The following is a 26,645-nucleotide window of genomic DNA, read 5'->3' as shown; positions in this document are numbered from 1 at the left end:
AAGCCCCCGTGCGACTTGCATGTGTTAAGCATTCCGCCAGCGTTCGCTCTGAGCCAGGATCAAACTCTCAGGTTCATCTTTGCAGCCAAGCCAAAGCCAGGCCACGCAGACGCCTTTCGATCAGGCTCCGCTCACCACTCTCGATGCAAACCATCCCTCGGCTCGCGCCGACAGACGATCCATCCTCTTCCAAAAGACCGATGCGATTATCAAAGAGCATTTCCACCCGAAGGTGGAAAACCGCCCCGCATCACTGCGGGACCAAAGACCAGATACCCAAGAGCATCAAAATCAGGAACCGGAGCAGTGCCAAACCCTAAGGCTTGGCGTCGTCCGGTGGTCCATCATGTAGCGCCTTGCGGCGAGACGTTCAAGACCTTTTTTTGACTTTCCTTCAGAGGGTCCGTCCTTCGACGGATACAATAGCTGGTCTTAACCTTTACCAGCCACTGCCCCCGATTACTCGGGCAGACTTGCAGGGCCACCTCACGGCGGAGCGGGGAAATAGCGCCTTGCGCCCGACGCCACAACCCCCTGCCCGCGGTTTTTTTCAATCCGATGGCAGTCGCCCTCCCGCGGGGCCATCGGCAACGGCCCGGGCCGCTGCCTCAGCGGTCGGTATAGCCGCCGATCACCGGCAGGACCTCGCCGGTGATGAAGCTCGACATCTGCGGCGATGCTAGGAAGAGGTAGGCGGGCGCGATCTCCTCCGGCTGGGCGGGGCGGCCCATCCGCGTATTGCTGCCGAAGCTCTCCACCTTCTCCGGGTTCTCGGTCGGGTTGAGCGGTGTCCAGACCGGGCCCGGCGCCACCGCGTTCACCCGGATGCCGCGCGAGGCCAGGCTGCCGGAGAGGGAGCGCGTAAAGATGTGGATGCCGCCCTTGGTCATCGAATAATCGACGATGGCCGAGTTGCCGGCGAGCGCCGTGACCGAGCCACTGTTCACGATGGCCGAGCCCGGCGCCATGTGCGGCACGCAGGCCTGGCTCATATGGAACATGCCGTAGAGGTTGGTCTTCACCGTGAGGTCGAAATGCCCCTCGGTGAGATCCTCGAAGCGGTTGCAGTGGAGCTGGAAGGCGGCGTTGTTTACCAGGACGTCGAGCCGGCCGAGCTCCTTCACCGTCCGCTCGGCGGCAGCAAAGCAGAAGGCGCGTTCGGTGATGTCGCCGGCGATGGTGATGGCGCGGCGGCCCTCGCGCTCCACCGCGGTGCGGACCACATCGGCATCCTCCTGCTCGTGCGGCAGGTGCATGATGGCGATGTCCGCTCCCTCCCGCGCGAAGAGCACGCAGATGGCGCGGCCGATGCCGCTGTCGCCGCCGGTGACGACGGCGACCCTGCCGGCGAGCTTCCCGGAGCCCTGCCAGTAAGGCGCGTCATACATGGGCGAGAGGGATTGGCTGGCCTCGATCCCCGGCCGGTCCATCCGCTCGCGGGCGAAGGGGGGCTCCGGGTAGCGGCGGGCGCCTGCCTGCATGGCACCCGTCATGGGCTCGGTCGGGCGGAGGCGGTCGGACTCCCGCACCTGATCGAGGATGCGGCGCTGCCGGCTGGCGGCGTCCTGCGGATCGGTCATCGTCTCTCTCCCTGAAATGGTCCCAGCCATCAGGGATTCGGCGCCGCTCCGCGGAGCGTCAAGGCCCATAACGGAGGCGGCGTGGCCATCCTCAATGGCCCGCCGCCGCGCGAATGCGGGACAGCTCCAGCCGGCCCTTCGCACCCCAGCCGCTGACATCCTCCGGCACTTCCGGACGGAAGGCCTCGTAGAGGCGGAAGCCGATGCGGTTCAGCTCGTCAGGCGCCAAGCCGTCGGCCAGGACTTCCATCGCCGCCCGCACCTCGCCGAGGCGTGGCCCGAGGGCCCGGGCCAGATAGGCCTCGACCGGCGCGGCCGAGGCCGGATGGCCGTCCCGCACGGCCAGCAGCGTCCCATCCTCGCCAGCGACAACCGGGATGTCGCGTCCCAGCAGCCGCGTGACCTCACGCGCCGGTGCCACCCCCTCATGCGGGGCGCGATCCTCGGCGAGACCGAGCCGCCGCGCCTTGGCGCGGGCGGCGGTGCCAGCCACCACGCTTGCCAGGCTGAGCGCCGTCGCCGGCGGATGGCCCAGCCGCTCCGCCACGACGGCAGCCCAGAGGGTGAGGACCGGGGCACGGTTCACCCGGATTGCCGTTTCCTGCATCGCTCGCCTCCCCAACCACGGCGACCTCAAAGCCACAACGAGACACGAGTTCGCCAAGGCGCCGATTTATCCGCAACGATTAACGTTCCGCTAACACAGTGTGATCTGGCGAAACATCATTCCGAGCTTGCTATTGCAGGTTGTGTACGACATACATCTCAACCACAGGGTATATCACGTTTTCGTTGCTCACGCATTTTTTGGGAGAAAAACGGATGGTTTCCTCGGTCGGAACAATTTCTACGGATGCCAACGGCAATCAGTACCGCGTCGTTCTGTCCGATGATTTCAGCGCCGGATACAATTTCTCCAAATGGGGCTCGGTCTATCACGGCGGCACCTACGGCAACGGCGCGTTCTGGTGGAACGCCAACGACGTCAAGGTCGCCAGCGGGGAGATGCAGGTCAGCGCAACTCGCCACGCGAACGGCAGCTGGAGCGCGGGCGGCTTCAACAGCAAGGCGGCCAACGTCACCATCAAGTACGGCACGGTCGAATTCGACGCGCGGGTCGAGAAGGCGCAGGGCACCCAGGCCGCGATCCTGATGTGGCCGAAGTCCGATGTCTGGCCGCGCGACGGCGAGATCGACATCCTCGAGACGCCGAAGGGCGGCTCCATGCATACGGTCCACTGGGAGGGCGCCAACGGCAAGGACACCTACAGCGCGAAGCTCAGCGGCATCGATTCCAGCCAGACCCACCACTACAAGATGACTTGGCTGCCGAACCTTCTCACCATCACGGTGGACGGCAAGGTGGTCGGCAGCTGGACCAACCCGGATGTCATCCCCGACACCGCCATGGGCTTCGGCGCGATGAGCTACGTCGCCAACAATAGCGAGGCCTGGCTTGGCGGCGGGCCGAACAGCTCGACGCCCGGCAAGGTGACCACCCATATCGACAACGTGGTGATGTCGCAGTGGACCGGTACGACGCCCGGTGGCTCGACCGGCGGCACCCCGGGTGGGTCCACGGGCGGTCCGACCACGCCGGCGCCGGGCACCCCGGTCATCAAGACCATCGGCACCGGCTCCGATACGCTGGTGCTGAAGATCAGCGAGGACGCCTATAACGGCCACGCGCAGTACACCATCAGCGTCGACGGCAAGCAGGTCGGCACCACCCTGACCGCCGGCGCCTCGCATGCCGCCGGCCAGGACGACATCATCACCGTCAAGGGCAACTGGGGCGCGGGCGCCCACAAGGTGACCGTCAACTTCCTCAACGATGCCTATGGCGGCTCCGCCAGCCTCGACCGCAACCTGCATGTCGATGGCATCACCTTCAACGGCGCCGCCCTGTCCAAGGGTACGGCCGATCTCGACAGGAACGGCCCGGTCGATTTCGGCTTCACCAAGGCCGCCCCGCCCGTGCCGACGCCGAGCCCCGCCCCTGGCACCCCGGCCACGGGCCTGGTGAAGACCATCGGCGCCGGCAGCGACGCCATCGTCATGAAAGTGAACCAGGACGCCTACAACGGCAGCGCCCAGTACATCGTCAGCGTCGACGGCAAGCAGATCGGCGGCACGCAGACCGCCAGCGCCTCCCACGCCGCCAAGGCGAGCGACGTCATCACCGTCAAGGGCGACTGGGGCGCAGGCAGCCACACGCTGACGGTCAAGTTCATCAACGACGCGTCCGGCAGCGGGGGTGACCGCAACCTCTATATCGACGACCTCACCTACAAGGGCGCGACCTTCGCCAAGGACAGCCACGCTTTCAAGGTCAACGGGCCGGACGACTTCCGCTTCAGCGAGGCGACCGGGGGTTTCGGTGCCACCTATCTCGGCACCTCGGCCAGGGACAGCTTCGCCATCGACAGGGGCGAGGGGCATGTGGTGATCGACGGCTTCACCAGCGGCGCCGACAAGCTGGCCTTCCGCGGCTTCAGCCAGTCCGGCCTGCACACGGCGACGACGTCCGAGGGTGGCGTCTCCGGCGTGCTGGTCAGCTTCGACGGCGTGAGCGACACCGTCTTCCTCGCCCATGCCTCCAAGCTGGCGGCCAGCGACATGCTCTTCGCCTAGGCAACGGACGACAGACGGAAAGGGCGCCTTCCCGGCCGGGGAGGCGCCCTTTTCCATGTCCGGGCCGCCCGTGCTATGCGGCGGCCCATGACCTCCGGCCCCGCCCTCCCCGACCTCGCCGCCGCCCGCCGCCTGGTGGTGAAGATCGGCTCCGCCCTGGTGGTGGACGAGCGGACGGCCGCCCCACGCGAGGCCTGGCTCGCCTCCGTCGCCGCCGACATCGCCGCCCTCCGCGCCCGGGGGACGGAGGTGGTGGTGGTCTCCTCAGGCGCCATCGCGCTGGCCCGCCGCGCCCTCGGCCTCACCCGCAAGCGGCTCAAGCTGGAGGAGAAGCAGGCCGCCGCCGCGGTCGGGCAGATCCGCCTCGCCGGCGCCTGGCAGGCGGCGCTCGCCGGCCATGGCCTCGCCGCCGCGCAGCTCCTGCTGACGCTGGAGGACAGCGAGGACCGCCGCCGCTACCTCAATGCGCGGGCGACGCTGGGGACGCTGCTCGAGCTTGGCTGCATCCCCGTCATCAACGAGAACGACACGGTGGCGACGGCCGAGATCCGCTTCGGCGACAATGACCGCCTCGCCGCCCGCGTCGCCGAGATGATCGCCGCCGATGCGCTGGTGCTGCTCTCCGACATCGACGGGCTCTACACCGCCGACCCGCGGCGCGACCCGGCGGCGGCGCACCTGCCCGTCGTGCCGCAGCTCACCGAGGAAATCATGGCGATGGGTGGCGAGCCGCCGCCCGGCTACTCCTCGGGCGGGATGCGCACCAAGCTGATCGCCGCCCGCATCGCCACCGGCGCCGGCACCGCCATGGCGATCGCCCTTGGTGCGCGCGACAACCCGCTGCGGGCGATGCAGGAGGGCGCGCGCTGCACTTGGTTCCTGCCCACGCCCGAGGGCCGCACCGCCCGCAAGCGCTGGATCGCCGGCAGCCTCGCCCCGCTCGGCGCGCTGGTGGTGGACGAGGGCGCGGCGCGGGCGCTCGCCCGCGGCTCCTCCCTGCTGCCGGCCGGCATCCGGCGCGTCGAGGGCCAGTTCCACCGCGGCGACCCGGTCAGCGTGCGCGATGCCGAGGGGCGCGAGCTGGCCCGCGGCCTCTCCGCCTATGACGCGGAGGATGCCGGCCGCATCGCCGGCCACCGCTCGGAGGAGATCGAGGCCATCCTCGGCTGGCGCGGGCGCGACGAGGTGGTCCATCGCGACGACCTCGTGGTGCTCTGAGCGCCGGGCAGTCCCGCGCCCTCGCCCCCTTGGCCGGGCGATGGCGAGGCGCTAGGTCTGCTGCCATGAACGCCCTCGCCGACGAAGCCGCCCGCCAGCTCGAAGCCGCCGCCCGCGCCGCCCGCGCGGCGGCTGCCGACCTTGCCCGCGCGCCGCGACCGGCGAAGGACCTGGCGCTGCGCGAGGCCGCCCGCGCGATTTGCGACGCTGGCCCGGCAATCCTCGCCGCGAACGAGGCCGATCTCGCCGCCGCACCCGACCTGTCGGCCGCCTTCAAGGACCGCCTCACCTTGACCCCCGCCCGCATCGAGGCGATGGCGCGCGGCCTCAAGGAGGTGGCGGAGCTGCCCGACCCGGTGGGCCGCACACTTTCGGAGTGGACACGGCCGAACGGCCTCGTGATCCGCCGCATCGCCCAGCCCATCGGCGTCATCGGCATGGTCTTCGAGAGCCGGCCGAACGTCGCCGCCGATGCCGCGGCGCTCTGCCTCAAATCCGGCAACGCCGTCATCCTGCGCGGCGGGCGGGAGAGCCTGCGCAGCGTCGCCGCCATCCATGCGGCGATGGCCTCCGGGCTGCGCGCCGCTGGCCTGCCGGAAGCCGCCGTCCAGGTGGCGCAGACGGCCGATCGCGGCTTCGTTGGCGCCATGCTGCGCGCCGCCGGCCTCATCGACCTCATCATCCCGCGCGGCGGCAAGGGCCTCGTCACCCGGGTGATGGAGGAGGCGCGTGTCCCCGTCCTCGCGCATGCCGAGGGGCTCTGCCACACCTACATCCATGGCGCGGCCGACCCGGCCATGGCACGCTCCATCCTCCTCAACGCCAAGCTGCGCCGCACCGGCGTCTGCGGCGCCACCGAGACCCTGCTGATCGACGCCGCCATCGCCCCGGGCCTGCTGCCCGTGCTGGTTGCCGACCTGCGGGAGAAGGGCTGCGAGTTCCGCGCCGATGACCGCGCGCGGGCCATCTGCCCGGACCTGCCGGCGGCGGCGGAGGGGGATTTCGCCACGGAATGGCTGGATTCGGTGCTCTCCGTCGCGGTGGTGGACGGCGTCGCCTCGGCGTTGGCCCATATCCGGCGCTACGGCTCCGAGCATACCGAGGCGATCGTCACCGAGGATGCCGAGGCCGCGGCGGAGTTCCTGAACGGCCTCGCCTCCGCAGTCGGCATCTGGAACGCCTCGACGCAATTCTGCGACGGCGGGGAGTTCGGCTTCGGCGCCGAGATCGGCATCGCCACCGGCCGGCTGCATGCGCGCGGCCCGGTCGGCTTGGAGCAGCTCTGCACCTACCGCTACCATATGATCGGGAGCGGACAGGTCAGGCCCTGAGCCCTCCCCAACCGGAGGGACCATCCATGCGCCGCCTGCTTCTGCTGACTGCCGCCCTGTTGCCGAGCCTCGCCGCCGAGGCCGCCTGCCCGCCCGACCCGGCCGTGGCGGCGACCGCCGGGGCGCTGCTCGCGGGCCGGCCGGCAGAGCCCTATCCCGACCTCTCCATGGCCGATGCGGAATGCGCCCGCGCCAAGCTGGTGCCGCTGCTGGCGGCCGAACTCGGCCGGCCGATCGGCTACAAGGCGGGTGCCACGGGCGCCGCGACGCAGCGTGCCTTCGGCCTTTCCGGCCCGGTCTATGGCGTGATGTTCGAGAGCACGATGAGCCTGCGCGACGGCGCGACGCTTCAGCTCACGCCGCAGGTCGCCGGCGTCAGCGTGGAGGCCGACCTGCTCGTCCGCGTGCGCGACGAGGGCATCAACACCGCCGGCGCCGACCATGTGCAGATCCTGCGGCATCTCGACCAGGTCATCCCCTATATCGAGCTGCCCCGCGTCGGGCTCGGCGGTCCGGTGAACGGGCCGCTGCTGGTCTCGGTGAACGTCGCCGCCCGGCTCGGCGTCACCGGCACGCCGATCCCGGTCGAGGCGACGGAGGCGTTCGCCGCGCGGCTCGGCTCGATGACCGTCATCCTCTCGGACGACACCAAGGAGCTGGCGCGTGCCCCCGGCAGCGCGCTGCTCGGCCATCCGCTGAACGTCATCCCCTGGCTGGTCGGCGACCTCGCGCGGCAGGGGCTGAAGCTCAAGGCCGGTGACATCGTCTCGCTCGGCGGATTCGCCCCCTCGGTGCCGGCGGTGGCCGGGCGCAGCTACTCCCTCCGCTACGAGGGGATGCTGGCGCAGCCGGTCTCGGTCGGCCTTCAGGTCAGGTGAGGCACGCCCACGGGGATGGCCGCCGGGCGCGCATCGGCCTGCTCGGCGGCAGCTTCAACCCGGCCCATGCCGGGCACCGGCATGTGGCGGAGCGCGCTTTGCGGGCGCTCCGCCTCGACCAGGTCTGGCTGCTGGTCTCGCCCGGCAACCCGCTGAAGCCGCGCCGGGGCATGGCACCCTTCGCCGAGCGCCTGGCCTCCGCCCGGAGCATCGCCGATGGGCGGCGGATCATCGCAACCGATATCGAGGCCCGGCTCGGCACCCGCTTCACCGTGGCGACGCTCGCCCTGCTGCACCGCCGCTTCCCGCGCGCCTGCTTCGTGCTGCTGATCGGCGCCGACAACCTCTTCCAGCTGCCGCGCTGGAAGGGGTGGCGGGCGCTGGCACGCGGCACGCCGCTCGCGGTGCTGCCGCGGCCGGGCGAGACGCGGCGGGCGCTCTCGGGCCAGGCGGCGCGGGCGCTGGCGCGGCACCGGAAGCGTCCGGGCGCGTTGCTCGACGGATGCGGGACGAGCCGGCACGCGGGCTGGAGCCTGGTGCCGGCGCGGGAACATCCGGCCTCGGCGACGGCCATCCGCCGCGCTGCCGGCCGCGTGCTATAGAAGAAACCACGAAGAACAGAGGAGGCGGCCATCGCGCGCGCCACACGGCCCCCTGGCGGGGGCAAGAGCACATCCACCACCCGGCCAACACGCGCGGCAAAGCCCACGGCGCCGCGGGTTCCGGGCAAGCAGGCCCCACGCGGCGCCGCCAAGCCGGCGGCGAAGAGCCGTGCCCCGGCGCGGACCGAGGCCGCCCCGCCTCGCGGCCGCGCCAGACCCGCGACCGAGGCACCCATGCGCGCCCGCCGTGGCGCCGAGGAGGCGCCGGCCCGCACCCGCAAGGCCGACAGCCCGGCGCCCCGCAGCCGCAGCAGGGCCGCGCCCGAGGCGCCCACGCGCAGCCGCCGCAGCGCCGAGGATGCGCCGACGCGCAGCCGCCGGGCGGAGAGCCCAGCTCCGCGCAGCCGCAGCAAGGCCGCGCCCGAAGCGCCCACGCGCAGCCGTCGCGGCGCCGAGGATGCGCCGACGCGCAGCCGCCGGGCGGAGAGCCCAGCTCCGCGCAGCCGCAGCAAGGCCGCGCCCGAAGCGCCCACGCGCAGCCGTCGCGGCGCCGAGGATGCGCCGACGCGCAGCCGCCGGGCGGAGAGCCCGGCCCCGCGCAGCCGCAGCAAGGCCGCGCCCGAGGCGCCCACCCGCAGCCGCCGCAGCGCCGAGGAGGCGCCGACGCGCAGCCGCCGTACCACGGAGGACAAGCCCGTGCGCAGCGGCGCCGCGAAGCCCCGCGCCACCCGGTCGGAGATGGTCGCCGCGAAGCCGATGCGTGGCGCCGCCCGCGCCCCGTCCCGGCCCGCCGCCCCGCACCTCGTCCCCGCCCGGCCCATGCCGGAGGCGAAGGTCATCCGCCGCCCCGTCGGCGTGCCGCCCAAGCCCGTCCCGCAGGAGGAGCCGAGCCCGCGCAAGCGCCAGGTCATCGCCGGGCCGGAGGCGAAGCCCGCCCGCCGCCCCCGCCTCGACGAAAAGGCCGCGCCGGACCGGCTGGAGCAGCTGGTCACCGCCGCCCAGGCCAGCCTCGAGGACGACAAGGCCGAGGACATCCTCGTCCTCGACGTCACCGACCGCGCCAGCTTCACCGACCGGATGATCATCGCGACGGGCCTCTCGGAGCGGCAGATCCAGGCCATGGCGAACCATCTGGAGGATGCGCTGGAGAAGGTCGGCCTCAAGCTGCGGCGGGATGCGATCCAGGGCTCGGAGGACTGGGTGCTGATCGATTGCGGCGACCTCGTCATCCACCTCTTCAAGCCCGAGGCGCGGGCGAGCTATGCGCTGGAGCGGATGTGGGGCCCGGACAGCCCGCAGCCCGAGGGCAGCGCCCCGCCGCCGGCGGAGGAGCCTGGCGAGGCGTGAGCCGGGCGCCTCGGCTGATCGCCATCGGCCGGCTGAAAGGCGGGCCGGAGGCGGCGCTGTTCGAACAGCACAATGCCCGCCTCCGGCCGCCCTTCGCGGTGACGGAACTGCCCGAGGCGCGCGGCAGCCCGGGCGAGATCCGCAGGCGTGAGGGCGCGGCGCTGCTCGCCGCCCTGCCCGAGGCAGCGCTTGCCGTTGCCCTCGACCTCGGCGGCGAGGCGCCGGGCAGCGAGGCGCTGGCGGCGCTCGCCGCCCGGTGGGAAGCGGCGGGCAAGCCGCTCTGTTTCCTGATCGGCGGGGCGGAGGGTCTGGACGAGGCGGTGCTGGCACGGGCGGATCATCGCCTCTCCCTCGGCCCCCTTACCTGGCCGCATTTCCTGGTGCGCGGCCTGCTGGCCGAGCAATGGTACAGGGTGCAGGCCATCCGCTCCGGCCACCCCTATCATCGGCCCTGGAGACCTTGAGGGGATGACGATGCTGGCGATTGCTGCCCTGGTCTGGATCGGCGTTCATGTCGGCATCGCCGGCACGCGGCTGCGCGGCGCGATCGCCGGCCGCATCGGCGAGGGCGGCTTCCGCATCGCCTTCTCCCTGGCATCCTTCGCCTCGATCTTCTTCCTCATCGAGGCGTGGAAGGCCGCGGAGACCACGCCGCTCTGGTTCGCGCCAGGCTGGCTGCGCTGGGTGCTGGCGCTGCTGATGCTGCCCGCCTTCGTCCTCTTCGTCGCCTCGGTGGCGAAGCGCAACCCGACGGCGGTCGGCGGCGAGACGCAGCTCGGTGCGGAGGCGCGCGGCATCCAGCGCATCACCCGCCACCCGATGCTCTGGTCCTTCGCGCTCTGGGCGGCGATCCACATGATCGGCAATGGCGACAGCGCGGCGCTGCTCTTCTTCGGCGCCTTCCTCGTCACCGCCCTGGTGGGGATGCCGAGCATCGACGCCAAGCTCGCGCAGCGGGCCCCTGCGGAATGGGCAAGGCTCGCCGCCACCACCTCCATCCTTCCCTTCGGCGCCATCCTTGCCGGGCGGAACCGGCTGGCGCCCGGCGAGATAGGCTGGGTGCCGCCCGTGATCGGGACGCTGGCCTGGGCGGCGATGCTGCACTTCCACCCGCGCATTTTCGGCGTCTCGCCCCTGCTGATGGGTGCATCCTGATGGAAGAAGGCCACCTCGCCGCCCGACCGCAACCCATCGGCGCCGCGCCATGGCCGCTGCCGGCGGGCCTCCACCCGCTCGGCGAGGCGCTGCTGCGCGTGCCGGTTGCCCCCGGCGCCGGGCCGCTGCCGCTGATCTTCATGCTGCACGGCGCGGGCGGCGACCCGGCTCGGGCGCTGCGGCGGATCGATCCCATCGCCGAGGCGGCGCTGGTGCTGCTGCCGAAGAGCCGCGGCGCGACCTGGGATGTGCTGGAGGGCGGCTACGGGCCGGATATCGCGCGGATCGACGCGGTGCTTGCCGAGGTCTTCGCCGCCTGGCCGGTCGATCCGGCGCGGGTCGCCGCCGCGGGTTTCTCGGACGGCGCCTCCTATGCCCTCTCGCTCGCCATGATGAACGGCGCGCTCTTCACCCATGGCCTGGCCTTCTCGCCCGGCTTCGCCGCGCCGCTGCATGTCGAGGGCAAGCCGCGCCTCTTCCTCAGCCACGGCACCGGGGACCGCGTGCTAAACATCGACCTGTGCAGCCGCCGCCTGGCGCCGAAGCTGAAGCGCGCCGGCTATCCGCTGACCTACCTGGAATTCGACGGCGGCCACGAGGTGCCGGAGGCGATCGCGCAACGCGCCCTCGCCATGCTCCAGGCCGACTGACCACAAGCAAGAGGGAGAGAAATCAGAATGGCCGAAATCGCCGAGAACCTCGCAGGCAAGGTCGCCATCGTCACCGGCGCCGGCTCGCGGCCGGGGGAGGGTGTCGGCAATGGCCGCGCCACCGCCATTCTGTTGGCCCGCGCCGGCGCCCGGCTGGTGCTGGCCGATGCGATGGAGGACTGGGCGAAGGATACCCAGCGGATGATCGAGGCCGAGGACGGCGAGGCCCTCGCCATCGCCGCCGACGTGACGCAGCCCGGGCAGTGCCGCGCCATCGTCGAGGCGGCGACCGGGCGCTGGGGCCGGCTCGACGTGCTGGTGAACAATGTCGGCATCGGCGGGCCGAAGGGCACGGCCGAGGATGTGGACCCGGATGAATGGGCCCGAGGCCTCCTCGTCAACGTCACCTCGATGATGCTGATGGCGAAGTACGCGGTGCCGGCGATGCGCGCCTCGGGCGGCGGCTCCATCGTCAATATCGGCTCCGTCGCCGGGCTGCGCGGCGGCCATCCGAACCTGCTTTACCCGACCAGCAAGGGCGCCGTGGTCAACATGACCCGCGCCATGGCGGTGCATCACGCCGCCGACGGCATCCGCGTCAACTGCATCTGCCCCGGCATGGTTTACACGCCAATGGTCCAGGCCGGCGGCATGACGCCGGCGAAGCGCGAGGCGCGGCGCAAGCGGAGCATCCTGCAGGTCGAGGGCACGGGCTGGGATGTCGGCGCGGCCGTCACCTTCCTCTGCGGCGGCAATGCGCGCTGGATGACGGGGGCGATCGTCCCGGTCGATGCCGGGGCGACGGCCATCGCCGCCCTCCCCGACGAGATGGTGTGACCCTCACGCCGCATCGTGGAAGATGATGCCGAGCGTGTGCCGCGCCCCGCTGCGGAGCCGGCTCACGCCATGGCGCATCGTCACCCGGTAGTCGCCGCGGCTGCCCTGCACCGGCCGCTGCGCGACCGCGAACACGGCCGCCTCGCCGAGGCCGAGCGGCACCACCTCGGCGCGGGACTGCATGCGCGGCCGCTGCTCGGTCAGCACGAACTCACCCCCGGTGAAATCCTCGCCCGGCGCCGAGAGCAGCACCACGACCTGGAGCGGGAAGACGTGCTCGCCATAAAGGTCCTGATGCAGGCAGTTGTAGTCGCCCGGCCCGTAGCGCAGCAGCAGCGGCGTCGGCCGCGCCTGCCCCGCCGCATGGCAGCGGGCGAGGAAATCGGCATGCGCCGCCGGGTAGCGCACGGGCAGGCCCATCCGCTCGTTCCAGCGATTGGCGATAGGCGCCAGCCGCGGATAGAGCGCCTCCCGCAGCGCCTGCACCCGGTCCGGCAAGGGATAGGCGAGATACTGGTACTCGCCCCGCCCGAAGCCGTGCCGCGCCATGACCACCCGGCTGCGGAAGCGCGCCTCCTCGTCACACAGGGCGACCAGCGTTTGGCATTCCCCGGCCGAGAGCAAGGGGCCGAGCCGCGCCACCCCCACCGCGTCCAGCTCCGCCTCCGCCGCCGCCCAATCGATCCCCTGCATCGCACCCTCCCTCGCCACGCGCTTATGGACGTGATCGCCCGCTTCCGCCCCCCGCCCGTTGCGCCGGCACGCCACGAGGTCTAGGTCCGGTCCCACCGCCAGGAGGAGCCCGCCCATGCCTGCACCCCGCCCCGTGATGCTCACCATCCTCGATGGCTGGGGCTGGCGCGAGGAGGAGGCGGACAACGCCGTGCGCCAGGCGAGGACGCCGGTCTTCGACGCGCTCTGGGCCGCCGGGCCGCGAGCCTTTCTCCGCACCTCCGGCCGCGATGTCGGCCTGCCGGACGGGCAGATGGGCAATTCGGAGGTCGGCCACCTCAATCTCGGCGCCGGCCGGGTGGTGATGCAGGACCTGCCGCGGATCGACGCCGCGGTGGAGGACGGCTCCCTCGCCCGCATGCCGCCACTCGCCGATCTCATCGCAAAGTTGAAGGCATCGGGCGGCACCTGCCACCTGCTCGGCCTCCTGTCGCCGGGCGGCGTCCACAGCCACCAGGCCCATGCCGCGGCCTTGGCGAAGGTGCTGGCCGAGGCCGGCATCCCCGTCGCCCTGCACGCCTTCACCGATGGCCGCGACACCCCGCCCGAGGCCTCGCCCGGATACCTGAGGACACTCGAGGCAGCGACGGCGGGCCTCCCCGGCTTCCGCATCGCCACCCTCACCGGCCGCTACTTCGCCATGGACCGAGACCATCGCTGGGAGCGCGTCGGCCAGGCCTGGCGCGCCCTGGCGCTGGCCGAGGGCGAGCGCGCGCCGGATGCCGCCGCCGCCATCGCCGCCGCGCATGGGAAGAAGGTGACGGACGAGTTCATCCCCGCCACCATCCTCGGCGACTATGCCGGCATGCGCGACGGCGACGGCATCCTCTGCTTCAACTTCCGCGCCGACCGGGTGCGCGAGATCCTCGACGCCTTGCTCGACCCCGGGTTCACGGGCTTCGAGCGCCCGCGCGTGCCGCGCTTCGCCGCCGCGCTCGGCATGACCGAGTACTCGACGGAGCTGAACCGCGTCCTCGCCACCCTCTTCCCGCCGCAGCCGATGCAGGACCTGCTGGCCGAGGTGGTCTCCCGCGCCGGGCTCCGCCAGCTCCACGCGGCGGAGACGGAGAAGTACCCGCACGTCACCTTCTTCCTGAACGGGGGCCTGGAGCCGCCCTATCCCGGCGAGGACCGCATCATGGTCCCCTCCCCCAAGGTCGCCACCTACGACCTGCAGCCGGAGATGTCGGCGCCCGAGCTCTGCGAGAAGGTCGTCGCCGCGATCGATGCCGGCACCTACGATCTCATCGTGCTGAACTTCGCCAACCCGGACATGGTCGGCCATACCGGCAGCCTGCCGGCGGCGATCAAGGCGGTGGAGACGGTCGATGCCGCGCTCGGCCGCATCGCCGAGGCGGTGAAGGCCCAGGGTGGCGCCCTGCTCGTCACCGCCGACCACGGCAATTGCGAGCTGATGAAGGACCCCACGACCGGCGGCCCGCACACGGCGCACACCACCAACCCGGTCCCGGTCTTCCTGGTCAACGGCCCGTCAGGTGCTGCGCTGCGCGATGGCCGCCTCGCCGACGTGGCGCCGACCCTGCTCGAGCTGATGGGCCAGCCCCAGCCGGCGGCGATGACCGGGGTGTCGCTGCTCAAGGGCTGATGGCACCGGCTCCGCCCGGCATGCTATCTGCCATAGCGCTTTGACGCGCATCCCAGCCCTGCTCGGCGTCCTGCTGCTCGCCGCATCGCCGGCCGCTGCCCAGCCCCTCACCCCCCAGTCTTTCACCCCTGGGGCGGTGGAGGAAGCCCAGCGCGCCGCCCAGGCCGAGCGCGCCGCCGCCGAGGCCGCCGCCCGCGCCGCCGCCACGGCCGCCGCCGAGGAGCGCCGCCTCGCCGAGCGCCGGGTGGAAGCTGCCCGCCGCGCCCAGGCGGCCGACCAGCGCAAGGGTGAGGCGGAGGAGGGCCTCGCCGCCGCCCGCACCGCCGCCGATGCCGCCCGCGCCGAGGGCCGCGCCCGGGCCGAGGCGCTGGCGCCGATGCTGCCGCTGATGCTCCGCCTCGGCCTCTGGCCGGCGGAATCCCTGCTCGCCGTTCCCGGCCCGCCCGAGGACCGGCTGCGCGGCCTGCTCGTCCTCCAGAGCCTCTCCCGCCAGCTCGCTACCGAGGCCGCCAGCCTCCGCGCCGCCGAGGCCGAGGCCGCCCGCCGCGCCGCCCAGGCCGCCGAGCGCGCCGCCGCCCTGCGCGAGGCCGAGGCCCAGGCCCGCGCCGCCTCCGCCGCCCTCGATGCCGAGCTGAAAGCCGCCCGCGACCGCCGCGCCGGCGCGGAGGATGCCGAGGAGGAGGCCGCCCGCCGCGCCGCCGCCACCGCCGCCCGCGCGACGAACCTGGAAACCGCCCTCGCCCGCCTCCGCCAGGAACAGGCCCGCGAGGCGGCCGAGGCCCGCGCCCGCGAGGCCGCCGAAGCCCGCGCCCGTGCCGCCGCCGAGGCCCGCGAGCGCGCCGCCGCCGCCCAAAGCCGCGCCGAAGCCGCCGCTCGCGCCCGGGACGCCGCCGAGCTCCGCGCCCGCGAGGCCGCCGAGGCCCGCAGCCGCGGCGCCGAGGCGGAGATGGCCACCGCCCGCACGCCCGACCCACCGTCCCGCGCCTCCGGCGGCCGCGCGATGCCCGTGCTCGGCCGCATCACCCGCGCCTTCGGCGCCGTCGGCGAGGGCGGCCCCTCCCGCGGCCTCACCCTCCAGGCCGCCACTGGCGCCCGCGTCGTCAGCCCCTGCGGCGGCCGCGCCGTCTTCGCCGCGCCCTTCCGCAGTTTTGGCCAGTTGTTGATTGTCGATTGCGGCGATGGGTACCATGTCGTGCTGGCGGGGCTCGACCGGCTGGATGCCGCGCCAGGCCAGCGCCTGCTGGCCGGCGAGCCGGTCGGGCAGCTCGGCGAGGCGGCGCTCTACCTGGAACTCCGGCGCAACGGACGGCCCATCGACCCGCGCGGTTGGTTCCCGGGATGATCGCCCGGATACCGGACGTTACCGATACTGGCCCTGCCATGCGGCTGGGCTTCACGCTAACATGCCGGATCGCGGCCCCCGGGCCGCACCGGAACAGGGATACGGGTGCCGCATGAAGGGCAGGGTTCGGACGATGACGACGGTCGGCGCGGCATTCGCCGCCGGCATCATTCTCGGCCCTATGGTCACCTCCCCCATGGTCAAGGCCTGGGCGCAGGACGGCGGCCGGGCCGAGACCTACCGCCTGCTGAACCTCTTCGGCGACGTCTTCGAGCGCGTCCGCGCCGAATATGTCGAGCCGATCAACGACCGCGACGCCGTCGAGAACGCCATCAACGGCATGCTGACGGGCCTCGACCCGCACAGCTCCTACCTGAACCAGCGCTCCTACCGCGACATGCAGGTGCAGACCCGCGGCGAGTTCGGCGGCCTCGGGATCGAGGTCACCCAGGAGAACGGCTACATCAAGGTCATCAGCCCGATCGACGAGACGCCTGCGGCCCGCGCCGGCGTCAAGGCGGGCGACCTCATCACCCACCTCAACGGCAACTCCGTCCAGGGCCTGACCTTGCAGGAAGCCGTCGAGCAGATGCGCGGCGAGCGCGGCACGGCCATCAAGATCACCATCCGCCGCGAGGGCGCCGACCGGCCGATCGAGCTGTCGCTCACCCGCGAGGTCATCCGCCCGCAGGTGGTGCGCTTCCGCATCGAGGGCAACGACGTCGCCTATGTGCGGCTCACCTCCTTCAACGAGCAGACGGATGTCGGCCTGCGCCGCGCCATCCAGGCCATGCGCCAGCAGGCCGGCAACAGCTTGAAGGGCATCGTGCTCGACCTGCGCAACAATCCGGGTGGGCTGCTCGACCAGGCGGTCCAGGTCACCGACGACTTCCTCGAGCAGGGCGAGATCGTCTCGACGCGCGCCCGCCGCCAGGAGGATGCGCAGCGGTGGAACGCCAAGGGCGGCGACATCGCCGGTGGCCTGCCGGTGGTGGTGCTGATCAACGGCGGCAGCGCCTCGGCCAGCGAGATCGTCGCCGGCGCCCTGCAGGATCACCGCCGCGCCATCGTCCTCGGCACCAAGTCCTTCGGCAAGGGCAGCGTGCAGACGGTGATGCCGATCCCCGGCCAGGGTGCCATCCGCCTCACCACGGCGCGCTACTACACGCCCTCCGGCCGCTCCATCCAGGGCACCGGCATCGAGCCCGACATCGAGGTGCTGGCCCAGCGCCAGGAGGCGACGGCCAACATCCCCCGCGAGCGGGAGGCCGACCTGCGCCGCGCGCTGCGCAACGAGGGCGGGGTGCAGCAGCCGACGGGCGCCGCCATCCCGCCGCTGCAACTGCCACAGGGCATCGCCGAGCGGGTGACGCGCCTGCCGCCCGAGGGCACGCCCTCCTTCGACCCGACCAAGCCGGAGACCGACTTCCAGCTCCAGCAGGCGATGCAGCTGCTCCGCAACCTGGCGGCAGCGCAGAACTCGGGCCGGCGCGCCGCGCGCTGACCTGATCCGCATGGCGCGCCTGTCCTCCGGCTGGCGGGCCCTGATCCTCTGCTGGGCCGTGGTGCTGCTGTTGATCGGCGGCGGCACCGGGGTTCTTGCCTGGCTCGGGCCCTTGCCCGCCCCGCCCGTCGCCGAAGCTCCCGCCGCGCCGCCTGCCGCACCCTCGCCCCCTGTGGCGCCGGCCATCGCCCAGGCGCCTCCCGCGCCCGAGCCGCCGCCGGTGATCGAGGCCGCCAGCCGCCCCGGCCCGGCGCCTGGCCGTCCCATCCCCGCCGGCGAGGAGGCCCTGCAGGACTCGGGGCCCCATGGCTCGATGCCCCGCATCGGCCCCGATGGCCGCACCTCGATCCGCGCCTTCGGCCGCCCCTTCGACCGGCAGGAGAGCCGCCCCCGCATCGGCCTCGTCATCGGCGGCCTCGGCATGAACGCCGCCCTGACCGAGGAGGCGATCCGCCGCCTCCCCGGCCCTGTCACCCTCGCCTTCAGCCCCTATGCGCCGCAGCCCGGCCGCCTGCTCGACCAGGCCCGCGCCCGCGGGATGGAGGTGCTGCTCGCCCTGCCGCTGGAGCCCACCGGCTACCCGCTCAACAACCCCGGCAACCGCGCCCTGCTGACCAGCCTCCCGGCGGCGGACAACGAAGACCGGTTGGCCTGGCTGCTCTCCCGCTTCAGCGGCTATGTCGGGGCGATCGGCGCGCTCGGGCCGATGCGGGGCGAGCGCTTCGCCGCCATGCTCGGCCCCTATGGCGACCTCCAGGCCCGCATCGCCAGCCGCGGCCTGCTCTATGTCGACCCGCGCCCCGGCGCACCCTCGCCCGAGCGCGCCTGGGGCCGCAGCATCGACCTCGTCATCGACGAGCCGGCGACCCGCGGCGAGATCGAGCTGAAGCTCCGCACGCTGGAGGCGTTGGCGCGGGAGCGTGGCGCGGCGCTCGGCTATGCCGGCGAGGCCTCGCCGGTGCTGATCGACCGGCTCGCCGCCTGGGCCGGCACGGTGGAGGCCAGCGGCCTTGTCCTCGCCCCCGTCACCGCGCTGATGCAACGCCCCGCCGCCCGCTGAAAGGACCCTCTGCATGGACCTGCCCTATCGCGACAATGTCGGCGCGGTGCTGTTCAACCGCGCCGGCCTCGTCCTCGTCGCCCGCCGCGCCGATCTCCCCAATGCGGAGGGCGCGCCGGGCGGCTGGCAGCTTCCCCAGGGCGGGATGGATGCGGGCGAGGACCCGGCCGTCGCCGTCTTCCGCGAGATGGAGGAGGAGATCGGCACCCGCAACGCCGAGATCATCGCCGAGCACCCGGACTGGCTGAGCTACGACCTGCCGTCGCACCTGCTCGGGAAAGCCTTGGGCGGCAGGTACCGCGGCCAGCGGCAGCGGTGGTTCGCGCTCCGCTTCCTCGGCGAGGATGCGGAGATCCGCCTCGACCTCGACCCGCATCCGGAATTCGATGCCTGGCGCTGGGTGCCGCTGGCCGAGCTGCCCTCGCTGGCCGTTTCGTTCAAGCGCGAAATCTATGGTACGATCGCCCGCGACTTCGCCCGCTTCGCCGGGTGATGCGGGAGGGAGTGCGGCATGACGGGTTGGATCGTCCTCGGCGTCGTCGTCGTCCTGCTGCTCTGGCTCGTCGTCACCTACAACCGGCTGGTCGCGCTGCGGCAGACCACGGGCCAGGCCTGGTCCGACGTCGACGTGCAGCTGAAGCAGCGGCACGACCTGATCCCCAACCTGGTCGAGACGGTGAAGGGCTATGCCTCGCATGAGCGCGGCACGCTGGAAGGCGTGGTCCAGGCCCGCAACGCCGCCCTCGGCGCCCGCGGGCCGGAGCAGGCGGCCGCGGCAGAGGGCGCGCTGGGCGCCGCGCTGGGGCGGCTGATGGCGCTGTCGGAAGCCTATCCCGACCTCAAGGCCAACCAGAATTTCCTCCAGCTCCAGTCGGAGCTGGGCGATGTCGAGAACAAGATCGCCGCCGCCCGGCGCTTCTTCAACAACGCCGTCGCCGAGTACAACAGCGCCGTCCAGCAGATTCCGGCCGTGCTCTTTTCGGGCGCGCTCGGCTTCCTGCCCCGCGGCTTCTTCGAGCTGCCGGAAGCGGAGCGCGCCGCCGTCGCCGCCCCGCCGCAGGTGAAGTTCTAGCTGGGCCATGCGCGCCTTCGGGCTGAAAACCTGGATCTGGAACAACGGCTGGAAGACCGGCCTGCTGCTGGCCGGCTTCCCCGTCCTGCTGGCGCTGATCTGCTTCGCCTTCGGCCTGCTGCTCGTGGCCGGGGAGGCGCATTCCTTCCGCCAGGGCCTGCGGGATGCGGTGCGCATCATCCCCGTCGTGCTGCCGGTGGTGCTGGTGGTGACGGCCATCTGGTTCGGCATCGCCTGGGCCTGGAACCAGCGCATCCTCGACTTCCTCACCGGCGCCCGTCCGGTGACGCGGCAGCAGGAGCCGCGGCTGTGGAACGCGCTCGAGACGCTCTGCATCAGCCGCGGCCTCGGCATGCCGCGCCTCGCGGTGATCGAGCAGCCGGCGCGCAACGCCTTCGCCTCCGGCCTCTCGCGCGCGACCGGCGCCGTCACCGTCACGCGCGGCCTGCTCGACGCGCTCGATGACCGCGAGCTATCGGCCGTGCTGGCGCATGAGCTGACGCATATCCGCAACGGCGATGCGCGGCTTGCCGTGGTCGCCGCAGTCTTCGCCGGCGTCGTCGCGCTGCCGGAGGAGATCATCGTCCGCGCCGGCAACGTCTTCGGCAACACCGGCACGATGACGACCGGCCGCTCTTCCTCGCGCTCCTCCTCGAAGGATAGCGGCAAGGGCGGCGCGGCGATCCTGCTCGTGCTGCTCTCGCTCGCCATCATGCTGCTGACCTGGGCGCTGGCGCTCGGCCTGCGCTTCGCCCTGTCGCGCAACCGCGAATTCCTTGCCGATGCCGGCGCGGTGGAGCTGACCCAGGACCCGGATGCGCTGATCTCCGCCCTCCGCAAGGTCGCCGCCCGGTCGGAGATGCCGCGCCTGCCCTCCCAGGTGCAGGCCATGCTGCTCGACAGCCCGGGCGAGACGCTCGGCAAGAAGTGGCTGGCGACCCATCCGCCGCTCGATGAGCGGATCGGCGCGCTGATCCGCTATGCCGGCGGCCGCGACCCCGGCCCCGTCTCCGTGCTGGAGGCGGCGCCGGCCGCCCCCGCCGAGGCGCCGATGCCGGCGGCGGCGCCCGTCCCCGGCTCGCCCTGGTGGCGCCAGAGCTAGCTTGCACGCAGCCGCCCCGCCTGCGCATGGTGCGCCCGCATGCGCCTCCTCCATACCGCCGACTGGCATCTCGGCCGCAGCCTCGGCGGGCACTCGCTCCAGGATGACCAGGCCCATCTGCTGGCCGAGCAGCTGCCGGCGATCGTCCGCGACACCGCGCCGGACGCCGTGCTGCTCGCCGGCGACGTCTTCGACCGGGCCGTCCCGCCCGCCGAGGCGGTGCGGCTGCTGGACGAGGTGCTGAGCGCGCTCGTCCTCGGCCTCGGCGTCCCCGTCGTCATCATCCCCGGCAACCATGACGAGGCGCGGCGCGTCGGCTTCGGTGCCCGGCTGCTGGCCGCCGCGCGGCTGCATATCGTGCAGTCGCCCTGCGGCGAGGCCATCCCGCTCGGCGACCGCGAGGGCCGCCGCGCCACCATCGTCGCCTGCGGCTATGCGACGCCGCTGGCCCTGGCCCGTGAGCCAAGCCTCGCCGAGGCGCGCTTCGCCGACCATGACGGCGCCTTCGCCGCCCTCGCGCCCCTGCTGCACGGGCTCTGCCCGGCCGAGGGGCCACGCGTGCTCGTCGCCCATGCCTTCGTCGCCGGCGGCGCCGAGAGCCCGCTGAGCGAACGGGCACTGTCCGTCGGCGGCACCGGCGCCATCGACGCAGCGCGCTTCGCCGGCTTCGACTATGTCGCCCTCGGCCATCTCCACCGGCCGCAGAGCCTGCTCGGCGGCCGGCTGCGCTACAGCGGCTCGCCCTTCCCCTACTCGGTGGAGGAGGCGGACCACGCCAAGTCGGTGACGCTGGTGGAGATCGGCGGGGAGGACGCGCCACGGATCGAGGCGATCCCGCTCACGCCGCGGCGGGGCCTGCGCGTGCTGACGGGAAGCTTCGCAGCGCTGCGCGAGACCGAAAGCCGGGCCCGCGAGGATTACGTCGCCCTGATCCTCACCGACCCCGTCCCCATCCCCGAGGCGCAGCGGCGCCTGGCCGAGGTCTTCCCCCGCATCGTCGGCCTGCGCTACGCGACGGAGCGCGCCGGCACGGGGCAATTCGCCACCGCCGGCGCCGCGGCGCGCATCGCCCGCCCGCTCGACCTCTTCGGCCGCTTCCATGCGGAGCTGCGCGGCGCCCCGCTGCCGGAGGAGGCCCGCCCGGCGCTCGTCGCCGCCATCGAGGCCGCCGAGGCCGCCGGCCACTAGCCATGCGCCCGCTCCGCCTGACCGTCACCCATTTCGGCCCCTATGCCGCGCGGCAGGAGATCGACTTCGCCGCGCTCGGGCCGCACCGGCTCTTCCTCATCGCCGGGCCGACCGGCGCGGGAAAGACCAGCCTGCTGGACGCGCTCTGCTTCGCCCTCTTCGGCGAGAGCAGCGGCGAGGAGCGCCTGCCCGCCCATCTCCGCAGCCGCCATGCCCCGCCCGACGCGCCGACCGAGGTGGCGCTGGAATTCGCCCAGGGCCGGCGCCGCTGGCGCATCACCCGCAATCCGGAATGGGAGCGCCCGAAGCGCCGTGGCGAGGGCACGACCAAGGAGCGGATGAAGGTCTCGCTCCAGGCCCTCGACACCGACGCCCCGCCGATCGAGCGCGAGGCGGAGGTCGAGGCGCGCATCCGCGAGTTGCTCGGCCTCAGCGCCGCGGAATTCCGCCAGACCGTGCTGCTGCCCCAGGGCCGCTTCCGCGAGTTGCTGGTGGCGAAGCCGGCCGACCGCCAGGCCATCCTGCAGACCCTCTTCCGCACCGCGCTCTACGCCCGCATCCAGCGCGAGCTCTCCGCTGCGGCCAATGCGGCGAAGGGTGCCCTGCGCGAGGCGTTGGGCGCCCGCGCCAACCTGCTCCGCCGCGCCGGGGCCGGGACGCCGGAGGCGGCGCTCGCCACCCGCGCCACGCTGCTGGCCGCCGCCCAGGAGGCCGAGGCCGCCCGCGGCACCGCCGCCGCGGCGGCCATCGCGGCCCGCGCCGCCGAGGCCGCCGGGCAGGAGACCGCGCGCCTCCTCGCCGCTGCCGCCGCTGCCGCCCGCGCCCTGGCCGAGCTGGAGCTGCGTACACCGGCCATCCAGGCCGACCGCGCCCGGCTGGAAGCGGCCCGACGCGCCGATCGCCTCGGCCTCGCCCTTGCCGAGGCGGAGGCCGCCGCCGCCGCCGCCGCCGCCCAGCGCGCCGAAGCCGCCACCGCCACCAGCCGCGCCGAACAGGCCCGCCAGCGCCGCGCCCAGGCCGAAGCCGCCCTGGCCGACGCTCCGGCCCAGGAGGAAGCCGCCCGCGCCGCCGGGGCCGAGGCGGAGCGGCTGCAAGCCCTCATCGCCCTTGTCGCCGAGGCCGAGGAAGCGGGCCGCGCCGCCGCCGGGGCCGAGGCCAGCCTGCGCCAGGCCGATGCCGCCCAGGCCAGGGCAGCCGCAGCCCTCGACTCCGCCCGTGCCGCCGCCACCGCCGCCGAGGCCGCCCGCGCCGCCGCCCAGGCCACGGCCGACCAGCGCGAACGCCACCGCCTGGCCGGCGAGGCCGCCGCCGCCCGCCTCAACGCCGCCCGCGCCCTCGACAAGGCGGAGGCCGCCCTCCACCGCGCCCAGGCCGATGACACCCGCGCCACGGCCGCAGAGACGGAAGCCGCCGCCCGCGCCCAATCCGCCCGCGCCGCCCGCGAGGCCGCCGCCGCCCGCATCGCCGCCGACCACGCCGCCCGCTTCGCCGCCCTGCTGGCCGAGGGCGACCCCTGCCCGGTCTGCGGCAGCCCGCACCACCCGGCGCCCGCCCGGCCGCAGGGCGAGGCGCCCCTCCCCGACCTCTCCGTCCTGGAACAGGCCGCCGCCCAGGCCGAGGCCACGCTCGATGCCACCCGCCGCGCCGCCGCCCAGATCGGCACGGCGCTGGCCATCGCCGCCGAGCAACAGGCCGCCGCCCTCGCCCGCCTCGGCGATGCGCCGCGCGAGGGGTTGGAGGCTGCCCTCCGCATGGAACAGACGGCCCTCGCCGCCGCCGAGGCTGCCGCCGCCCGCCTTCCCGCCCTCGCCCAGGCCGCCGCCGACGCAGGGGCCACGGCGACTTCCGCAGAAATCCGCCTTGCCACCGCACGCGAAGCCGTCACCTCAGCCGCGGGTCAGCACGCCGCCGCCGCCGCCCGGGCGGAGGAACGCCTGCGCCGCCTGCCGCCCGACAACCCGGATGCCGGCACCCTCCGCATCCAGGCCGAGGCCGCCGCAACCCGCGCCACTCGCCTCGCCGCCGCGCTGCGCGCCGCGCGCGAGGAAGCCGCCGCCGCCGCCGAGGCCGCCCGCACCCGGGTCGAGCACGCCGCCGAAACCGGCCGCATCGCCGCCGTCGCCGAAGCCGCCGCGGCCGAGGCCGCCTCTCGCCTCGCCCTCGCCTGCGCAGCCGAGGGCTTCGCCGACGCCGAGGCCGCCCGCGCCGCACGCCTTGCCCCGGCGGTGCAGGACAGTCTCGCCACCGCCATCGCTGCCTTCGGCGAGGCCCGCGCCGCCGCCGCCAGCCAGGCCGTCGCCACCGCCGCAGCCGCAGCCGGCCTCGTCCCGCCCGACCTTGCCGCCCTCGCCGCCGCCCGCGCGGGCGCCGAGGCCGCGGCCACCGCCGCGCTGCAAGGCGCGACCCTCGCCGCCCGCGCCGTCGAGGAGCATGATCGCCTGCTGGCTGAGATCGCCGCCGCCGAAGCCGCGCTGGCCGAAGCCGAGGCCGCTGCCACCCTCCGCCAGGACCTCGCCGACCTGGCCGAGGGACGCAACGGCCATGGCCTCGATTTCGAGGGCTATGTCCTTTCCGGCCTGCTCGACGAGGCCCTCGCCGCGGCCAATACGCGGCTGGAGGGGATGCTCGACGGCCGCTACCGCCTGCGCCGGCGCGAGGAGCCGGAGCGGCAACGCGCCAGGGCCGGCCTCGACATCGAGGTGGTCGATGGCTGGAACGCCGAGGCCCGCCCCGCAGCCACCCTCTCCGGCGGCGAGGGCTTCTGCGCCTCGCTCGCCATGGCGCTGGGCCTCGCGGATACCGTCGCCGCCCATGCCGGCGGCCACCAGCTCGACGCGCTCTTCATCGACGAGGGCTTCGGCACGCTCGATGCCGAGACGCTGGATACCGCCATCCGCGTGCTGGAGGGCCTGCAGGCCGGCGACCGCCTGGTCGGCGTCATCAGCCATGTGGCGGAGCTGCGCGAACGCATCCCCGCCCGGCTGGAGGTGACACCCGGCCGCCGCGGCACCACCGCGGCCTTCCGCCTTGGTTAGTAGGTCGCGAAGATCCGCTCGATGTCGCCCGCATCGCTGCTCACCGTCAGCGCCAGGGCGAGCAGGATGCGCGCCTTCTGCGGATTGAGGTTGTCGGCCGGGATGAAGCCCGCCTCCGCCAGCTTCGTCGTCGGGAAGACCCGCCCGCTGCCCGAGCGGGTCGATTGCAGCACGGTGACGCCCGCCGCCCGCGCCTCGGCCAGCGCCTCCGCATCGCCCGGCGTGACGAAGCCCGGCGCGAAGCCGGCGGCGACGATCCCCTTCGCCCCGGCGGCGGTGAAGGCCCGCACCGCCGTGCCGTCCGCCCCCGCATGGCTGTAGGCGATATCGACCCGCGGCAGCGCCTCCAGCCCGCGGATGTCGAACTCCGTCTCCGGCGCCAGCCGGCGCAGCGGCCGGCGGTACCAGACGACCTTGTCGCCATCCGCCTGGCCGAGCACGCCGAAATCCGGGCTGCGGAAGGTCTGCATCCGCCCGGTCGAGGTCTTGGTCACCTCCCGCGCCGCCTGGATCTCGTCGTTCAGCAGCACCAGCGCGCCGAGCCCCCGCGCGCCCTCATCCGCCGCGACCCGCACGGCATTGACGAGGTTGAGCCCCGCATCGGTCGAGAGCGCCGAGGCCGGCCGCTGCGAGCCGACCACCACCACGGGCACCGGCACCTTCAAGGTCAGCGAAAGGAAATAGGCCGTCTCTTCGAGCGAGGCCGTGCCATGGCCGATGACGATGCCGGCGACGGAGGGATCGTCCCGCACCACCTTGTCGCAGAGCAGGACGAGTTCCTTCCACTCCGCCCAGGCGATGCGCGGCGAGGGCACGTTGCGGTAGGGCACCGCGACGACCTCGGCCACCTGCTGCACCTCGGGGAAGCGGTCGAGGATGCCGCCGGCCTGGAGCATGTTGCCCATGGCGCCGTAATTGACGGTATCCAGCGGCCCGTCGCCGAGCGAGGAGATCGTCCCGCCCGTGCCGATGAAAGCGACCTTCTTCCGGCTCATGCCGCATCCCTCTCTTCTGTGGCAAGGCCGGCGATGCACTCATCGGCCGTCAGCACATCGCCGAATTGCAGGTAGAAGCCGATGAGCGAGGCGCCGTGCTCCGCATCCGTCACCGCGGCGCAGCCATCGCTTACCATGACGGTGCGGAAGTTCAGCATCATAGCGTCCCGTGCGCTACTCTCGCAGCAGCAGTTGGTCACGGTGCCGGCGATCAGCACCGTGTCCAGCCCGCGCGCCCTGAGCCGCTCCGGCAGGTCGGAGCCGCCCTGGATGAAGGCGCTGTAGCGGTACTTCCGCACCACCTCGTCGCCGCCCTGAACGTCGAGCGCCGGCCAGAGCGCATGGCCCGGCATCCCCTCACTCATCGAGGCGGCGCGGCGGGCGCGGGCCTCGGGCGTCGCCATTTCCTGCATGACGGACCACTCCGTCTCGCAGCGCGCGTCGAAGGTGTTCTGGATCCAATAGATGGCGCCGCCCGCCTGCCGCAATGCCCCGGCCAGGCGGTTGATCGCCGGCACCACATGCTCGGCCATCGGGCAGAGCGCGTGGGCGAGGTCGGCCCGCATGAAGCCGTTCTGCATGTCGATGACGACGAGGGCGGTGCGGCGCGGATCGAGCCGGGCGAAGGGATGCGGCGTGCCGCAACGGGCGGCGACGCGGGCGGCGACGGCCTCCGGTATGGTGAAGGGATGCATGCAGAACCTCCGCGAATGGGCCTGGCCTGCGCTGCGCGTACCCTCGGGGCCGGATCTTCGGCCGGTCGCCCAAGACTAGGCC

At 73.3% G+C, this 26,645-nt stretch carries 24 protein-coding genes and 1 rRNA gene; 19 read left to right on the top strand and 6 right to left on the bottom strand.

Features of this window, described 5'->3' with window-relative positions:
* From JMJ56_RS25285 to JMJ56_RS25275, 3 genes are all read right to left on the bottom strand, one after another.
* Positions 1-75, bottom strand: a 16S ribosomal RNA gene (locus tag JMJ56_RS25285); the annotation flags it as partial.
* 533 nt (positions 76-608) lie between these two features.
* Positions 609-1,580, bottom strand: coding sequence for an SDR family oxidoreductase (locus tag JMJ56_RS25280; RefSeq protein ID WP_236038474.1), 972 nt, complete (start codon positions 1,578-1,580; stop codon positions 609-611).
* Positions 1,581-1,671: 91 nt separating this feature from the next.
* Positions 1,672-2,187 carry a hypothetical protein gene (locus tag JMJ56_RS25275; RefSeq protein WP_202834529.1) on the bottom strand — a complete coding sequence of 172 codons (516 nt, stop codon included), beginning with the start codon at positions 2,185-2,187 and terminating at the stop codon, positions 1,672-1,674.
* Positions 2,188-2,402: 215 nt separating this feature from the next.
* Here JMJ56_RS25275 and JMJ56_RS25270 point away from each other — a divergent pair, with 215 nt between their 5' ends.
* The 10 genes from JMJ56_RS25270 to JMJ56_RS25225 all read left to right on the top strand — a co-directional run bounded on the left by JMJ56_RS25270 (position 2,403) and on the right by JMJ56_RS25225 (position 12,232).
* A complete protein-coding gene (locus tag JMJ56_RS25270; RefSeq protein WP_202834528.1) occupies positions 2,403-4,214 on the top strand; it encodes a carbohydrate-binding domain-containing protein in 1,812 nt (603 codons plus the stop codon).
* A gap of 87 nt (positions 4,215-4,301) precedes the next feature.
* Entirely contained in the window at positions 4,302-5,432 is a 1,131-nt protein-coding gene (proB, locus tag JMJ56_RS25265; RefSeq protein WP_236038472.1) for a glutamate 5-kinase, read from the top strand.
* A gap of 65 nt (positions 5,433-5,497) precedes the next feature.
* Complete coding sequence (locus JMJ56_RS25260; RefSeq protein ID WP_202834526.1) at positions 5,498-6,763, top strand: glutamate-5-semialdehyde dehydrogenase; 1,266 nt, start codon at positions 5,498-5,500, stop codon at positions 6,761-6,763.
* A gap of 26 nt (positions 6,764-6,789) precedes the next feature.
* The gene (locus JMJ56_RS25255; RefSeq protein ID WP_202834525.1) at positions 6,790-7,641 is read left to right on the top strand and encodes a 2-keto-4-pentenoate hydratase; all 852 of its coding nucleotides are present in this window, start codon (positions 6,790-6,792) and stop codon (positions 7,639-7,641) included.
* Entirely contained in the window at positions 7,638-8,243 is a 606-nt protein-coding gene (locus JMJ56_RS25250; RefSeq protein WP_202834524.1) for a nicotinate-nucleotide adenylyltransferase, read from the top strand. Before JMJ56_RS25255 ends, JMJ56_RS25250 begins: the two co-directional genes overlap by 4 nt.
* Before the next feature lie 819 nt (positions 8,244-9,062).
* A complete protein-coding gene (gene rsfS, locus JMJ56_RS34170; RefSeq protein ID WP_202834536.1) occupies positions 9,063-9,590 on the top strand; it encodes a ribosome silencing factor in 528 nt (175 codons plus the stop codon).
* Positions 9,587-10,054: a 23S rRNA (pseudouridine(1915)-N(3))-methyltransferase RlmH gene (locus JMJ56_RS25240; protein WP_328702469.1), complete on the top strand. Its 468-nt coding sequence runs from the start codon at positions 9,587-9,589 to the stop codon at positions 10,052-10,054. Before rsfS ends, JMJ56_RS25240 begins: the two co-directional genes overlap by 4 nt.
* Before the next feature lie 4 nt (positions 10,055-10,058).
* Positions 10,059-10,745, top strand: coding sequence for an NnrU family protein (locus JMJ56_RS25235; protein ID WP_202834523.1), 687 nt, complete (start codon positions 10,059-10,061; stop codon positions 10,743-10,745).
* The gene (locus tag JMJ56_RS25230) at positions 10,745-11,395 is read left to right on the top strand and encodes an alpha/beta hydrolase (protein WP_202834522.1); all 651 of its coding nucleotides are present in this window, start codon (positions 10,745-10,747) and stop codon (positions 11,393-11,395) included. The genes JMJ56_RS25235 and JMJ56_RS25230 overlap by 1 nt, the downstream gene beginning before the upstream one ends.
* 27 nt (positions 11,396-11,422) lie before the next feature.
* Positions 11,423-12,232, top strand: a complete 810-nt coding sequence (locus tag JMJ56_RS25225) for an SDR family NAD(P)-dependent oxidoreductase (RefSeq protein ID WP_236038462.1) — start codon at positions 11,423-11,425, stop codon at positions 12,230-12,232.
* A gap of 3 nt (positions 12,233-12,235) precedes the next feature.
* Here JMJ56_RS25225 and JMJ56_RS25220 read toward each other — a convergent pair whose 3' ends face one another.
* Entirely contained in the window at positions 12,236-12,925 is a 690-nt protein-coding gene (locus JMJ56_RS25220; RefSeq protein WP_202834521.1) for a 2OG-Fe(II) oxygenase, read from the bottom strand.
* 115 nt (positions 12,926-13,040) lie between these two features.
* Between JMJ56_RS25220 and gpmI the strand changes: the two genes are divergently transcribed.
* The 9 genes from gpmI to JMJ56_RS34970 all read left to right on the top strand — a co-directional run bounded on the left by gpmI (position 13,041) and on the right by JMJ56_RS34970 (position 24,873).
* Positions 13,041-14,570: a 2,3-bisphosphoglycerate-independent phosphoglycerate mutase gene (gpmI, locus tag JMJ56_RS25215; RefSeq protein ID WP_236038461.1), complete on the top strand. Its 1,530-nt coding sequence runs from the start codon at positions 13,041-13,043 to the stop codon at positions 14,568-14,570.
* Between the two features lie 40 nt (positions 14,571-14,610).
* A complete protein-coding gene (locus JMJ56_RS25210) occupies positions 14,611-15,912 on the top strand; it encodes a murein hydrolase activator EnvC family protein (RefSeq protein WP_202834520.1) in 1,302 nt (433 codons plus the stop codon).
* Between the two features lie 112 nt (positions 15,913-16,024).
* Positions 16,025-17,416 carry a S41 family peptidase gene (locus JMJ56_RS25205; protein WP_202834519.1) on the top strand — a complete coding sequence of 464 codons (1,392 nt, stop codon included), beginning with the start codon at positions 16,025-16,027 and terminating at the stop codon, positions 17,414-17,416.
* 10 nt (positions 17,417-17,426) lie between these two features.
* Complete coding sequence (locus JMJ56_RS25200; protein ID WP_202834518.1) at positions 17,427-18,476, top strand: divergent polysaccharide deacetylase family protein; 1,050 nt, start codon at positions 17,427-17,429, stop codon at positions 18,474-18,476.
* A gap of 13 nt (positions 18,477-18,489) precedes the next feature.
* Positions 18,490-18,969, top strand: coding sequence for an RNA pyrophosphohydrolase (locus tag JMJ56_RS25195; RefSeq protein ID WP_202834517.1), 480 nt, complete (start codon positions 18,490-18,492; stop codon positions 18,967-18,969).
* An 18-nt stretch (positions 18,970-18,987) separates the two neighbouring features.
* Positions 18,988-19,548, top strand: a complete 561-nt coding sequence (locus tag JMJ56_RS25190; RefSeq protein WP_202834516.1) for a LemA family protein — start codon at positions 18,988-18,990, stop codon at positions 19,546-19,548.
* A gap of 7 nt (positions 19,549-19,555) precedes the next feature.
* Positions 19,556-20,650 (top strand): M48 family metalloprotease, encoded by a 1,095-nt coding sequence (locus JMJ56_RS25185; RefSeq protein ID WP_202834515.1) that lies wholly within the window; start codon positions 19,556-19,558, stop codon positions 20,648-20,650.
* Between the two features lie 39 nt (positions 20,651-20,689).
* Entirely contained in the window at positions 20,690-21,838 is a 1,149-nt protein-coding gene (locus JMJ56_RS25180; RefSeq protein WP_202834514.1) for an exonuclease SbcCD subunit D, read from the top strand.
* Between the two features lie 2 nt (positions 21,839-21,840).
* Positions 21,841-24,873 (top strand): AAA family ATPase, encoded by a 3,033-nt coding sequence (locus tag JMJ56_RS34970; protein ID WP_202834513.1) that lies wholly within the window; start codon positions 21,841-21,843, stop codon positions 24,871-24,873.
* Here the strand turns inward: JMJ56_RS34970 and JMJ56_RS25170 are convergent.
* The gene (locus JMJ56_RS25170) at positions 24,870-25,868 is read right to left on the bottom strand and encodes an asparaginase (protein WP_202834512.1); all 999 of its coding nucleotides are present in this window, start codon (positions 25,866-25,868) and stop codon (positions 24,870-24,872) included. The two genes, JMJ56_RS34970 and JMJ56_RS25170, sit on opposite strands and share 4 nt — an antisense overlap.
* The gene (locus tag JMJ56_RS25165) at positions 25,865-26,563 is read right to left on the bottom strand and encodes an isochorismatase family protein (RefSeq protein ID WP_202834511.1); all 699 of its coding nucleotides are present in this window, start codon (positions 26,561-26,563) and stop codon (positions 25,865-25,867) included. Before JMJ56_RS25165 ends, JMJ56_RS25170 begins: the two co-directional genes overlap by 4 nt.
* Between the last annotated feature and the right edge of the window lie 82 nt (positions 26,564-26,645).

Origin of the sequence: Belnapia arida (genome assembly GCF_016773205.1) — a bacterium.
GTDB lineage: Bacteria > Pseudomonadota > Alphaproteobacteria > Acetobacterales > Acetobacteraceae > Belnapia > Belnapia arida.
This window is presented reverse-complemented; position numbering and strand designations above follow the sequence as displayed.